12 protein-coding genes are annotated in these 13,129 nt (G+C 71.5%); 7 read left to right on the top strand and 5 right to left on the bottom strand.

Going from position 1 to position 13,129, the window contains the following annotated elements; translation table 11 throughout:
* The first annotated feature begins 118 nt into the window (after positions 1-118).
* Together AB0C96_RS32765 and AB0C96_RS32760 are read left to right on the top strand one after the other, a co-directional pair.
* The gene (locus AB0C96_RS32765; RefSeq protein WP_362922500.1) at positions 119-991 is read left to right on the top strand and encodes a patatin-like phospholipase family protein; all 873 of its coding nucleotides are present in this window, start codon (positions 119-121) and stop codon (positions 989-991) included.
* Positions 992-1,547: 556 nt separating this feature from the next.
* Positions 1,548-2,381 (top strand): fused MFS/spermidine synthase, encoded by an 834-nt coding sequence (locus AB0C96_RS32760; protein WP_362922525.1) that lies wholly within the window; start codon positions 1,548-1,550, stop codon positions 2,379-2,381.
* Between the two features lie 414 nt (positions 2,382-2,795).
* On the opposite strand, the gene AB0C96_RS32755 is transcribed toward AB0C96_RS32760, so the two are convergent.
* On the bottom strand, positions 2,796-4,112 hold the full coding sequence (locus AB0C96_RS32755) for an MFS transporter (protein ID WP_362922498.1): 1,317 nt from the start codon (positions 4,110-4,112) through the stop codon (positions 2,796-2,798).
* A gap of 329 nt (positions 4,113-4,441) precedes the next feature.
* Between AB0C96_RS32755 and AB0C96_RS32750 the strand changes: the two genes are divergently transcribed.
* Together AB0C96_RS32750 and AB0C96_RS32745 are read left to right on the top strand one after the other, a co-directional pair.
* Positions 4,442-4,903 (top strand): DUF4442 domain-containing protein, encoded by a 462-nt coding sequence (locus AB0C96_RS32750; protein WP_362922496.1) that lies wholly within the window; start codon positions 4,442-4,444, stop codon positions 4,901-4,903.
* A 409-nt stretch (positions 4,904-5,312) separates the two neighbouring features.
* A complete protein-coding gene (locus tag AB0C96_RS32745; RefSeq protein WP_362922495.1) occupies positions 5,313-5,963 on the top strand; it encodes a DedA family protein in 651 nt (216 codons plus the stop codon).
* 175 nt (positions 5,964-6,138) lie between these two features.
* Here AB0C96_RS32745 and AB0C96_RS32740 read toward each other — a convergent pair whose 3' ends face one another.
* Positions 6,139-6,348: a hypothetical protein gene (locus AB0C96_RS32740; protein WP_362922493.1), complete on the bottom strand. Its 210-nt coding sequence runs from the start codon at positions 6,346-6,348 to the stop codon at positions 6,139-6,141.
* Between the two features lie 161 nt (positions 6,349-6,509).
* Positions 6,510-8,564: an AAA family ATPase gene (locus AB0C96_RS32735; RefSeq protein WP_362922492.1), complete on the bottom strand. Its 2,055-nt coding sequence runs from the start codon at positions 8,562-8,564 to the stop codon at positions 6,510-6,512.
* Between the two features lie 296 nt (positions 8,565-8,860).
* Between AB0C96_RS32735 and AB0C96_RS32730 the strand changes: the two genes are divergently transcribed.
* The gene (locus AB0C96_RS32730; RefSeq protein ID WP_362922490.1) at positions 8,861-9,853 is read left to right on the top strand and encodes an alpha/beta hydrolase-fold protein; all 993 of its coding nucleotides are present in this window, start codon (positions 8,861-8,863) and stop codon (positions 9,851-9,853) included.
* 147 nt (positions 9,854-10,000) lie between these two features.
* Here AB0C96_RS32730 and AB0C96_RS32725 read toward each other — a convergent pair whose 3' ends face one another.
* Positions 10,001-10,540 (bottom strand): gamma carbonic anhydrase family protein, encoded by a 540-nt coding sequence (locus tag AB0C96_RS32725; RefSeq protein WP_362922489.1) that lies wholly within the window; start codon positions 10,538-10,540, stop codon positions 10,001-10,003.
* A gap of 144 nt (positions 10,541-10,684) precedes the next feature.
* Between AB0C96_RS32725 and AB0C96_RS32720 the strand changes: the two genes are divergently transcribed.
* On the top strand, positions 10,685-11,449 hold the full coding sequence (locus AB0C96_RS32720; protein WP_362922488.1) for an acyltransferase: 765 nt from the start codon (positions 10,685-10,687) through the stop codon (positions 11,447-11,449).
* A gap of 91 nt (positions 11,450-11,540) precedes the next feature.
* On the opposite strand, the gene AB0C96_RS32715 is transcribed toward AB0C96_RS32720, so the two are convergent.
* Positions 11,541-12,410 carry a DMT family transporter gene (locus AB0C96_RS32715; RefSeq protein WP_362922486.1) on the bottom strand — a complete coding sequence of 290 codons (870 nt, stop codon included), beginning with the start codon at positions 12,408-12,410 and terminating at the stop codon, positions 11,541-11,543.
* A 106-nt stretch (positions 12,411-12,516) separates the two neighbouring features.
* Here AB0C96_RS32715 and AB0C96_RS32710 point away from each other — a divergent pair, with 106 nt between their 5' ends.
* On the top strand, positions 12,517-13,089 hold the full coding sequence (locus AB0C96_RS32710; RefSeq protein ID WP_362922485.1) for an XRE family transcriptional regulator: 573 nt from the start codon (positions 12,517-12,519) through the stop codon (positions 13,087-13,089).
* Positions 13,090-13,129 lie beyond the last annotated feature (40 nt).

The raw sequence follows: 13,129 nt of genomic DNA, 5'->3' as shown, positions 1-13,129 counted from the left end.
AAACTGCTCGCCCGAAGAATGACTCGCGCCCGAAAAATGCATGGACATGTCAACCTTCAGCCCGCATGGTGTGCACGGGCAGCCAGACCCTAGGACGCAGGACAGGGGAGGACGTCTGATGGCGGGTACGGCACTGGTCCTGGGGGGTGGAGGACTCACCGGAATCGGCTGGGAGATCGGCATGCTCGCCGGCCTGGCGGACGCCGGCATCGACCTCGCGGACGCCGACGTCGTCATCGGCACCTCCGCCGGATCGATCGTCGGCGCCCACCTCACCTCACAGCGCCACACCCTGGCCGAGCTCTACGACCACCAACTCGCCGGGCCCGACGGTGAGTCGAGCACTCGGAACGGCGAGCCGACCGCCCGGATGGGATTGGCGGCATTCACCCGCTTTGCCGGGATCGCGTTGCGTTCCCGGGACGCGGTCTCGTTCGGCGCACGCATGGGGAAGCTGGCGCTCGCGGCCCGCACCGCTCCGGAGAAGGAACAGCGCGCTGCAATCGCCCGCACCTTGGGTGGCCTGACCGACTGGCCCGCCCGCCGCCTGATGATCACGGCCGTGGATGCGTCGACGGGGCAACGGACCGCCTTCGACGACACCAGCGGTGTGACGCTCATCGACGCCGTGGGCGCCAGCTGCGCGGTCCCCGGCATCTACCCACCCGTCACCATCGACGGCACCCGGTGGATCGACGGCGGAGTGCACTCCAGCGCCAACGCAGATCTGGCCGCCGGATACGCCCGGGTGGTCGTCGTCGCGCCGATGGCGGTCAGCGGCGGACCGATCGCCGGCCCCCGGTCACAGGGCGACCGGCTGGCCCGACAGGGCGCCCGCGTCTGCGTGATCACCCCCGACCGCGCGGCCCGCTCGGCGTTCGGCCGCAACGTCCTGGACCCCTCCAAACGCGCCGCGGCCGCCCACGCCGGCCGACGTCAGGCAGCCGCCCACGCCACCGAGGTCCGACACATCTGGTCGGCCAAGAACTGACCCCGCCCACACCGACACGCACCGTGTGGCCCGCCCTTCCACTACCGCACGCGCCCACCACCGCACGCGCCCACACCGCCCGGCCGGGACGCGGGCATCCCCAGCCCCCGTTGGCGCGCAGCCCAGCCCCACCGGCACATAGGCCCCCACCGCCGCAGCAACCCTCACCATCAGGCTTGCACCGTCACGATGGCCAGCCCCGTCACGTCACGATGGCCTGCACTGTCGCGATGGTCCCCACCGTCACGATGGTGCCCACAACCCCCATGGTCCCCACCGGCACAATGGGGCAGTGGACGAAGCACCCGAGCCGACACCTAACAAGGCCACCCCCAGCGCGGAGGCCCCGAACGCGTCGACAACGACACCTCACACCGGCACCGAGCACACCCCCGGCCCTGGTCTCGGCCCCGGCCTCGTTGCTGACCCCATGCCCGGCATGGAGCCCCCTCCCGGCCCCGCCTCCGATCCCACTCCCGATCTGGCCCCTGGTCCCGCCCTTGTTCCTGGTTCTGGTGTCTGGCCCGCCGCAGGGCCTGCTTGCACCCCCGAGCCGATACCCGTGACCCGGCCCGTGGACGGCGGCACCGCCAAGCTCCTGCCGGACGTCGACCGCCCGCGAGCCTGGCTGCTCACGGTGGACGGCGCACCCCAGTCGTACGTCGACCTCGACGCACCCGCCCACCTGGAATTCGAGTACACCCAGCGCCTCGCCCACCTCCTGGACGAGATGGCTGCGCCGGGACAGCCGCTCGATGTGCTGCACCTCGGGGGTGGCGCGCTGACCCTGCCCCGCTATCTCGCCGCCACCCGCCCCCGCTCCCGGCAGATCGTCATCGAGGTGGACCGTGGCTTGCTCGCTCTGGTGGCGGAGCGGCTCCCGCTGCCCGACGACTGCGGCATCACGGTGAGCGCAGAGGATGCCCGCACTGCCTTGGAGGCGGCCCCGGCGGACAGCGCTGATGCCATCGTCGCCGACGTCTTCGGTGGCTCGCGCGTGCCGGCGCACCTCACGTCGATCGAGTACGCGCGAGCCGCTGCCCGGGTTCTTCGCGCGGACGGCTGCTACGCGGCGAACCTCGCGGACGGTGCTCCCTTCAGCTTCCTGCGTGGCCAACTCGCCAATTTCGCCGCGGTCTTCGAGCACCTGGCACTGATCGCGGAGCCCGCGGTGCTGCGGGGGCGTCGCTTCGGCAACGCCGTGCTGCTTGCCTCGCGCACCGAACTCCCGGTCGCGGCACTGGCCCGGCGAACAGCTGGCGACGCCTTCCCGGCACGGGTGGAGCACGGTGCGGGGCTGCGGCGTCTGATGGGGGACGCGATCCCCGTGCGGGATGTCGACGCGGTGGCGTCACCGGAGCCACCGGACGGCGCCTTCAGCGTGGGCTGAGGGTGGTTGAGGGTGCGTGGGCTGACGGGCTGACGGCAGAGGGGGCTGCCACTGTCGCGTCCCTGGGTTCCGACTCGGGTCAGGGGCGGGGACTCGGGTCAGGGGCGGGGAGGTGGCTCAGGGTGATCCTCCGAGCCAGGGACCGTGGTGCCTTTCCTGGCTGCTGCTGCGCCTCCTTGCTCGCCTGGCCTGACCTGGCCTGAGATGCGGAGCCTTGATTGGTTGGTTGATCAGTGGGTGGGCGGGTTGGGGTCGTACGGGCTCGTTGGGGTCGTACGGGCTCGGGGGTATGCGTAGTGGGGACGGCGGGGTCATGCGTAGTGGCGACGGTGCTCGTTCGGCCTTGCGTGCCTCCTTCTTATTCCGGCAACGATTACGGAGAGTTGTTTGTTCCCTTGAGGTTATTACGTTGAGTTAGTTGTTGTGGGGGTGTGAGGAAGAGGTCTCGCCTGGTGAAGAGGTGTCGCCTGGTGGGGTCAGTGGGGCTGGTGAGGTGGTGTGGGGGAGGGGCGGGGTGCTGGTGGCGGGGGTGCGGCGGGTGAGGTGTCGGATGTCGGGGACGCACAGCACTGCGGCGGTCAGCAGGGTGATCAGCGCTGCGCAGCCCCACAGGGCGGTGGTTCGACCTATGAGGTCTTGTGCGGGGCCGGCCAGCGCCGTGGCCAACGGGGTCATGGCCAGGGAGCCGAACCAGTCGTAGGAGGAGACCCGGGAGAACTTCTCCTCGGGGATCTCCTGGTGCAGCGCCATCATCCACGTCACCGAGAAGATCTCGACGGTGATTCCGGAGCCGAACATGATCGCGGTGAGTCCGGCTGCTGGGAGTGGTACTGCGAGCGCCGCGGACGGGAGGGCGAGCGGGAAGATGCAGAGGGTGCCGGTCAGGAGGAGGCGCCGAGGCTTGCATCGGGTCATCAGCAGGGCGCCGCCCACGGTGCCCGCGCCGAAGGCGGCCAGCGCGAGTCCCCAGGGGCCGGCACCGCCGAGGTGTTGCTCGGCGACGAGCGGTCCGTAGACCGACTCGGCGGCCGATGTCAGCCCGTTGACGATGGCGAACTGCGCGACCACCGCACACAGCCACGGTCGGGAGACGACTTCCCGCCAGCCGTCACGCAGGTCGTGCAGCATGTTGCCGCCGGCCGCGCGTGCGGGGACCCCGCTGACGTCGAGGAAGGCGCGCAGCGCTGCCGCGAGGGCGAACGAGGCGGAGTCGATCGCCAGCACCCAGCCGGGGCCGACCGCGGCCACCAGCGCGCCGCCGAGGGCTGCACCGCCGATGTTCGCGCCGTTCATGCCCATGCGGAACACGGCGAAGGCCTGCCCCGCCTGCTCTCCGGAGACGCTGGCGAGCACCATGCCCTCCGAGGCCGGAGCGAAGAACGCCTGCCCTGTGCCGCCGAGTGCGGCGAGTAGCGCCATCTGCCACAGTCGTGGCTCGCCGGCGAGGACGAGCGCGGCGAAGAGGCCCTGGGAGACGCAGTTGAGGGCGTTCGCGGCAACCATCACGCGGTGCCGGGGGAAGCGGTCGGCGACCGCGCCGCCGATGAGGAGGAAGAGGACGAGCGGGATCGTGCGGGCGGCGGCGACCAGTCCGACGTCTGTAGCGCTGCCGCCGGAGGCGAGCACCGCGAAGGCGGTGGCGATCAACGAGCCGGAGCTGCCGAGGTTGGAGATCACCGTGGCGCCGGTGAGCAGCAGGTAGTTGCGCCCCGCCCAGCTGGGGCGGGCCATCACCACGTGGGCGCCTGGTGTGCCCGGCGTATCCGGTACGCGCGGTGGGTGCGGTGCGTGTGGTGCGCCGGGTGCCGCCTTGATCCGTCCTTGCCCGGGCGTCGCGTGGGTCCGCCCTTGTGGTGTTGGTGTCCTGACTGCATGGGCGTCAACGATATGTGGGGTGTGGTGTGTGGCGCCGCGTTATTCGGTAGGCGCCGCGTTATTCGGTGATGGGCGTGATGGACGTGATGGCGGAGAGGGGCTTCCCGCCCGCCGGCTCGACGGTGGTCGCCGCTTCGAGTTGCTCGGCTCTTCACAGCTAAGCTACCGCTAGGTAACATGATCTCATGTCCTCTGAGACCCTGCCGTCGATCGGCGAGATGATGTCGGCGTCCGTGCCGATGGTGCGCACCCTGAACCTTGAGTTCACCGAGACCACCGCCGAGCGCGCCGTGGTCCGCATGCCCGACCAGTCCGACTTCCACAACCACGTCGGCGGACCGCACGCCGGCGCGATGTTCACGCTCGCCGAGTCGGCGAGCGGCGCGATAGTGATGACGGCCTTCGGCGACCAGCTCGGCCGCGCGGTGCCGCTGGCCGTGCGCGCCGAGATCGGTTACAAGAAGCTCGCCATGGGGCCGGTCACGGCCACCGCGGAGCTGGGTCGGCCGGTGGCGGACGTGGTCGCCGAGCTCGACGCCGGTGAGCGTCCGGAGTTCCCGGTGCAGGTCGTGATCACCCGCGAGGACGGCGCTGTGACCGGCGAGATGAGCATTGTGTGGACCCTGCGCCCCAACAAGGCTCAGTGATCAATGCATCCGAGCGCCCAATGCGTCCGGGCGGCCAATGCGGTCGAGCGACCATGCGGCCGCGTGGCCACCACGGTCGAGAGAGTGACCGACAGGGCTGAGTGATCAGCGCCAAGTGGTCGACAAGGTGTGTGCGCCGGCGCCAGGTGAGGGGCCCGGACCGCGGTGTTGACCGTGGGGTTGCCGTCGGGTGAGGGCCCCGTGGGGCTGGGTGAGGTGTCCCCGCGGGGCCGAGATCGAGTCGTCGAAATGCCGGATGTTGCCTACCGCACGTGGATTCGGCCCTCGGACGGAGCGATCGAGTACGCTTCCCGGGCGCGCTGCGGTGCGCCAGGGGATCGACCGGCACCGGCGTCAGGGACGCCGGGCAGCGGCCCACGGGGGCCTTTCACCAGCGGAGGAATCGGCGTTGCACATCCAGGAGTGGCTGGAGACGGTACCGGCCGTGAGCGTTTACCTCCTGGTGGGGGTGGTCATCGGACTGGAGAGCCTGGGCATTCCGCTGCCCGGTGAGATCGTCCTCGTCAGCGCGGCGATCCTTGCGGCGACCCAGGACCACATCAACCCGTTCGTGCTGGGCACCTGCGCCTCCGTCGGCGCGATCGTCGGTGACTCGATCGGCTATCTGATCGGTCGCAAGGGTGGCCAGCCCTTGCTGGTCTGGGCCGGCCGGAAGTTCCCCAAGCACTTCGGCCCCGACCATGTCGCCATGGCCGAGGCGAAGTTCGACAAGTGGGGGATGTGGGCGGTCTTCTTCGGCCGTTTCATCGCGCTGCTGCGGATCTTCGCCGGACCGCTCGCCGGCGTACTGAAGATGCCGTACTGGAAGTTCCTGATCGCGAACGTCCTCGGCGGCATCATCTGGGCCGGCGGTACGACCGCGTTGATCTACACCGTGGGCATGGTTGCCGAGCCCTGGCTCAAGCGCTTCTCGACGTGGGGCCTGGTTGCCGCGGTGCTGTTCGGTATCGGCTCGTTCCTCGTCATGAAGCGGCGGGCGAAGAAGGCGGCCGCCGCGCGGAAGGCAGCGGAAGCTCCGGTCGCCGCGACCGTCGACTGACCTGCGTACGGCGCCGCACCGCTGGTTCAATCAGTTCGTTCAACCAGGTTGAATGTTCTGAGCGTTGGGGGCGATTTGCGGGGCGTCGGCAGCGCATACTGCCCCGTTCCCGGTTCCCCGTTCGCTGCTCGCTGTTCAACGTTCCCCGTTCAACGTTCGCTGTTCACCCAGGCCCTCAGGACATCAGCCAGACGTCCGGGCCGCCGTCGCGCCATTCGATGATGCCGGTGTCGTCCCAGACGAACTTCGTGGTGCAGAAACCGGCGCGGCGCAGGATCGCGGCCACGTCACCGGGGCGCAGTGCCCGGCCCAGATCCCGTCCGTGGAGCGTCACACGGCGACCGCCGGTGGACGGCGGATGCACGATCACAGGGGCACGCTTCATTCCTCCAGGATGCGACCGGCCCGAGGGCCCCGCATCCCGACCGCGATCGGGAGCTCACCCTGCGTGTGCACTGGTGCGGGCGGCCCGGACGACCGCGTCGTGCCCCTGCCGCCCTGCCGCCCCGCCACTTCGCTGCCCCGCCACTCCGTCACTCCGCTGTCTCAGGACCCGGCCCTCGTCCGCGAGAAGAACGGCTGCGCCCGGGGGTCGGGGCTGTCGCGCTCCCACCAAGGGACCTCGTCGTGCTCGTCCGGTACCGGGGCGCCGCCGCGTACCTCGCGGCGCAGATCGGCGAGCAGATTGCGGGCCCCGGCGATGAACAGCGGATCGCCGATGAGCTTCTTGGCCACCAGGGCCTTGCGGCAGGTCCGCAGCGCGGCAGCCGGTTCGCCACGGGTGCGCTCGATCAGGGCGTGCGCGTAAAGGATCGTCGAGTACAGCCAGAAGTCCCCGTCGGAGTGCCGGGCCTGCCAGGCGTTGTGGGCCGCCGTCGTCGCCCGCTCCGCGTCGTGTGGCGCGAGGGCGATGGCGAGCAGCGCCCAGCCGTGCGCGGGTCCCGGCCCGAACCAGGGATCCCGTGAGCGGTGCCGGGCGGCCTCCTCCAGGCACACCACGGCCGCCGCGGTGTCCTTCCGGTACAGCGCCAGCACGCCGTGCGCGTGCGCGACACGGGCCAGCCCGTCGGCGTCGGCGTGCATCACCGCCGCCGCCCAGGCCTGGCCGAGCAGTCGTTCGGCGGGGCCGAGCGCACGCTCCTGCGCCGCCAGGTAGCCGGCCAGCCACAGCGCCCGGGCCCGTAGCGCGGTGTCCTCCCGGGACAGCATCAGCAGCCGGTCCAGATGGGCCCGGCCCTCGTGGCGGTAGCCGCAGGCCACCCAGTGGAACCACAGGGAGACCGCGATCTCCAGTGCGCTGAGCGCGTCCTCGGCGTCCTGCGGGGGGTGGGTCAGAGCCGTGTCGAGGTTGTGCTGTTCGTCCTCCACCAGGCGCACGGCGACCTGTTGGTTGGGGCCCTGCCAGGCGATCTGCGCCTCGGCCGCGAGCGCCGCGCAGGCCTGCCGGAACCGCCGTAGCGCCGCGGACTCCTCGCCCGCCTCGCGCAGCTGGGTCCGGCCGAAGTCGCGCGCGGCGCGGGGGAGTCGGTAGCGTGCCGGCAGGGCGGCACCGGTGTCCTGGTGCACGCTGCCCGCGTCCCGTACGCGCTCGATGACCGAGGCGCTGCACAGCCGCTCCAGCGAGCCGTCCACCGCGGCCGCAGGAACGTCACTGCTGGCACAGACGCACCCGGCGAGCCAGGGATCGAAATCACCGGGCAGTACCGAGAGCCTCGCCCACACCCGCCGGTCGGTGGCCGAGCAGAGGGCGTAGCCGGCGGCGTGGGCGGCGTAGAGCGAGGTGTGCCGTGCGCTCGTTCCCGGCCCCGAGTAGAACAGCGCCCCCTCCGCGCCCACCTGGGCCGCGAGCTGCGGCAGCGACATCCGGTCCAGTTGGTGCGCGGCCAGGGCGATGGCCAACGGGGAGCCCTCCAACGCCTGGCACACCGCGACCAGCAGCTCCGGCGCGGCCGGCCCGGTCCGGGCGGCCAGCAGCTCGACGGCCGGACCGGCGATCCCCTCGCCCAGCGTCACCGGCAAAGGCGCGATCCGGACGACCCGTTCCTCGGTCAGCCCCAGCGGTCGCCGGGCGGTGACCACGATCCGGATGCCCGGCTCGGTCCGCAGCAACCGCCGTACCAGGTGGGCGCATTCGTCGAGCACCGGGTCGCAGTCGTCCAGCAGCACGGTTGCGCGGTGCTGCCGGCAGTGCGTGGTGAGCGCCGCGACGGCCGAGGTGTCCGTCGGGGGAGTGCCGGCCCGTGCGTCCCCGGAGCCGGCCCGGGGACGCGCCGGCCCGCTGACGCAGGGGTGGGCCCTGCGCCGGGCCAGCGCCCGTGCGGCGTCCCGTCGGGCGGCGTCCGGCAGGCCGGCGGCCCGGAGCAGCGCCTCGGTCACACCGCCCTCGGCCAGGCCGTCCCAGCAGCCGACCTTGAGGACCGTGCGGCCGTGCCGGGCGGTGTGCTCTTCCAGGACGGTGCGGGCCAGCACGCTCTTGCCCACTCCGGCGGCCCCGGTGAGTGTCACCAGCCGGGCGCTGCCCAGCAGCCCGGACACCTGCTCGTGCTCAACGGCCCGTCCGACTACGCCGGGCAGTGGCCCGCGATCGGCCCACGCGGTCATCGGTCATCCCCAACCACGGCTCAGCGCCGCGCCCTTCCGAATGAGGAACCAACCATGCCAGAACCGACCCTGGGGTAAACGGGCGGTGGCCGCATCGAACGAGGGAAACCCGGGCGGCGCATTTGACGTGGCGGGGCGTGTTCTCGTGGGGCGGAGGACGGATCGGCAGGTCACGGGGGTAGGGGTGGGCGTCGGCGGCTCTCCGGTCGCTCTTAGGGTGGTGTCTTTCGACCGGAATGGCCGTGGCGGAGTGGATGCCCGCGGCCGGCCCAAGGACCCGAGGAGAGAACGTCCCGATGAAGTGCCTGCGCGTCGGCGCTGCGGTGTGTGTGGTGGCCCTGGGGCTGCTGGCCGGATGCGGAAGCAGGGACGTCGTCGACGCCTCGGGGGTGCCGCGACTGCGGGCGCACGCCGCGGACGCGGTCGACGGCAAGCCCCGGGTGGCGCTGCCCCGTGGGCCGCGCTCCACCTTCACCCCGTTCCGCACCACCGGCGAGGACGGCACCCAGGTGGTCGTGACGAAGTGGCACGGCCGCAAGTCCGGCTTCACCGGTGACGTATGGGCCTGGGTGCCGCCGCAGTACCACCAGCGGCAGTACGCCAAGAGCGGTTTCCCGGTGCTGATCGCGCTGCCGGGTGCCTACGGCTATCCGTTCAACTACTGGGCCGGGGCGCCGTTCGCGTTGGAGGAGCGGATCGCGGAGTGGTCACAGCAGGGCAAGACGCTGCCGTTCATCGTGGTGATGCCGGTGCTCAATCCCGGCAAGAGGTACTACGACGGCAGCGACATCCCCGGGCAGCCGAAGATGGGCACCTGGCTGACCGAGGACGTGCCGGACTTCGCGCGGGCCAACTTCCGTACGTACGACAGCCGTGACGGCTGGGCCTTCATGGGGTCGTCGTCCGGAGGTTTCGCCGCGCTGAAGGCCGTCCTCAAGGAGCCGGGGAAGTTCAAGGCCGCCATCGTCAACGGGCCCGACACGGCTCCGGATTCGCCGATGTGGCAGGGCCACCCGGCCGAGATGCGCGCCAACGACCCACGGCACCTGGCACGGCAACTGGCCGCGCGGAAGGGCCCGCAGGTCTACCTGGCCTTCGAACTCGGCAGCCTGGAGGCCGCGGTGCCCGATGTGAAGCGGTTCATCAGGGAGTACACGGGCGGGCCGATCCACTCCACGCTCTTCGAGATACCGGATGGTGTGCACAGCGGGCACACCTACATCCAGCGGATGCCCGAGTCGTTGCACTGGATCAGCGAGCAGATGCAGGGGCCGGTGCCGGCGGGTTGACGCTCCGTCACCCGGCGGCCGCACGGTGATGCCGGTGGCCGGGCTTCGGCACGGGGGCGCCGAGTACCGGGTGACGGGCGCGGCCATGGCGCCCGGCACCGCTCGTCGCCGTCGACCGCTGACGGTGCCCTCGGTGGCCGGATCGGCTCAGTCGTCGGTGTCCGCCACGGCTTCCCGGTGCTGTGCCGCCAGTTCCAGGTACATCGTGGCATTGATCTTGATGAGTTCGCGCTCCTCGTCGGTCAGCGCCCGCTTGACCTTCGCCGGTACCCCGGCGACCAGGGAGCCGGGCGGCACCTGCATGCCTTGGGGGACCAGCGCCTGCGCGGCGACCAGCGAGCCCGCGCCGATGTGCGCGCCGTTGAGGACCGTGGCGCCCATGCCGATCAGCACGTCGTCCTCGACGGTGCAGCCGTGCAGCACCGCGTTGTGTCCGACGGAGACCCGCTCGCCGACGGTCACGGGGAAGCCCGGGTCGACGTGCACCGTGCAGTTGTCCTGGATGTTGCTGTCGGCACCGAGCACGATCGGGCCGCAGTCGGCGCGCAGCACCGCGTGGTACCAGACGCTGGCGCGCGCTGCGAGGGTGACCTCGCCGAGCACGACGGAGGTCGGGGCGGTGAACGCCGTCCGGTCGATCCGCGGTGCCTTGCCGCCGACCTGTGAAATCAACGCCTGTCCTGCCATGTCCGGTTCTCCTTGCCACGTGTGCGCCGCGCCACCAGCACCGTAGACGACGGTCAGGGTGCCGGGCAGGGCTCGCTGCTGGTGGGGCGAAGATCACAGCGCGGTGTGCGGTCGGGCGAACGGCGGGCCGATTACGGTGTGCGGGTGCCGATACACCAGAACGTGTTCTCATCCGTCGCGGCCTGGCGGCGCCGGGCCGTGTCGCGTGCCGTCCATCGTGGGGCGCGCTGGGTGAGGGAGACCGCGGCCGTGACCGCCGAGCGCCCCGGCCCGTACCGCTTCCGCCGGATCGGCACCGGTACCCGGCTCGCCTTCCCGCAGGGCACCGTGTTCGGCGACCCGTGGATCGAGATCGGCGACCACTGCATCATCGCCCGGGACGTGACGCTGACGGCGGGGATGATGCCGGACCTCGACCTGGGGCCGGAGTCGATCCTCACGCTGGGGAACGGGGTGGTGCTCGGCCGTGGCAGCCATGTGATCGCCGATGTCCGGCTGACGATTGGAGATGACTGCTTCTTCGGTCCTGGTGTCTATGTGACCACCACCAACCACAGTTACGACGATCCCGAGGTGCCGGTCGGCAAGCAGTGGCCGCGCACCGATCCGGTCGTCATCGGCCCCGGCAGCTGGATCGGTACCGGGGCGGTGATCCTGCCCGGTGCGCGGCTGGGCCGGAACGTGGTGGTCGCGGCCGGCGCGGTGGTCCGCGGCGAGGTCCCCGACCATGCGGTGGTGGCCGGCGCGCCGGCGAAGGTCGTCCGGTCCTGGGATCCGCGGCAGGGTTGGCAGCCGCCGCTGCGGACCCCGGCGCCGGTGCCGATCCCGGAGGGCGTCACGCCGGAGCAACTGCTCGCCCTCGGGGAGTGGCAGGAGGCGGGCGCCGGCGAGGCGCACGGGGCGCCCTGAGGGGCCGTCAGACGCCCGTGGGCGGGGCCGTGTTAGGTGCCCTTGGATGGCCCCGACCGGCCCCGCCCGCGGGCGCGGGTGGACGTCCGGGTCAGCCGCCGGAGGCGAGCAGGACCGTGCCGACCAGGGCCAGGGACGCGCCGGCCGTCTGGATCGCCCGCATCCGCTCCTTGAGGACGCCGAGCGCGGCGAGCGCGGTGACGACCGGGTAGAGGGAGGCGAGCACCGCGGCCATGGTGACCGGGCCGTGCTGTGCGGCGACGGCGTAGGTGCCGTTGGCGGCGACGTCGGCGATGCCGACGAAGGCGAGCGCGGGCAGCGAACCCCGGAGGGCCGGGAATCCCCCTTCGGGCAGCGCCGGGGTGCCGCGCCGTATCGAGGCGTACAGGGCGGCTCCGCCGACGGCGACGTTGCACACCCGCTGGACGAACAGTGCGAGGAAGAGTCCGGTCACGGTCGTGGACGCCTCCGAGATCAGCGCCATCACGGCGCCGAAACCGAGCGCCGAGACCAGTGTCAGCACGATCGTCTGGCGGGCCACGGAGGCGCCGCTGATCCGCGGACCGCCGGCCAGCAGGACGCCGACCACGGCCACCACCATGCCGGTGGCCTGGAGCAGCCCGGGCCGCTCGCCGGCCACGAACCCGACGCCGAGCGGCACCATGACGGTGCCGAGCGAGGCGAGCGGGGAGACCACGCCCATAGGGCCGAGCGCCAGCGCACGGTAGAAGCAGAGCATCGCGGCGGGCCCCACGACACCCGCGCCGACCGCGAACCACAGCTGCGGTCCGGCCTCCCGCCAGCCGCCGGTGGTCACCACGACGGTGCCCAGGACGAGGGCGGCGAGCGTCTGCGAGACCACCACGACGGTGAGCGCCTGAAGGCGTCGGGTGAGCAGTCCGCCGCCGAAGTCGGCGAGCCCCCACAGGAGGCTGGTGGCCAGGGCGAAGACCGCTGTCATGAGTAAACCTCGCAGTACAGTGAACCGGACGCTGAAGTACACCACACCGTAGTGCAAGGGATTGAACTGCGGTATCAAATATATTGGCCTACGACGTGGACGGACCGTGACGGACCTCGACCAGCTCACGCAGTCGCTCGCCCGCAACCTCAAGCACTGGCGTGCCGAGCGCGGCTTCACCCTCGACGCGCTGGCGGCCCGTGCCGGGGTCAGCCGCGGCATGATCATCCAGATCGAGCAGGCCCGTACGAACCCCAGCGTGGGGACCACCGTCAAGATCGCCGACGCGCTCGGCGTCAGCATCACCACGCTCCTCGACTACGAGCAGGGCCCGCAGGTACGCATCGTGCCGCCCAGTGAGGCCGTCCGGCTGTGGTCCACCGAGGCCGGCAGCTTCACCAAGCTCCTCGTGGGCGCCGAGGCACCCGGGCCGTACGAACTGTGGGACTGGCACCTGATGCCCGGCGACAGCAGCGCCTCCGATCCGCATCCGCCCGGCACCGTCGAGCTGCTCCACGTCCGGGCCGGCACGCTGACGCTGGTGGTGGACGGCGCGGAACACCAGGTGCCGACCGGGGCCTCCGCGACGTTCGAGGCCAAGGTCCCGCACGGCTACCGCAACGACGGCGACGAACCGGTCGAGATGACCATGTCGGTGGTCATCCCGCCCGCTCGTTGAGACGGCCCGTCGGCCGGTCGGGCCCGGCTGTTACCTTGGC

The organism is Streptomyces sp. NPDC048506 (assembly GCF_040651315.1).
Lineage (GTDB): Bacteria > Actinomycetota > Actinomycetes > Streptomycetales > Streptomycetaceae > Streptomyces.
This window is presented reverse-complemented; position numbering and strand designations above follow the sequence as displayed.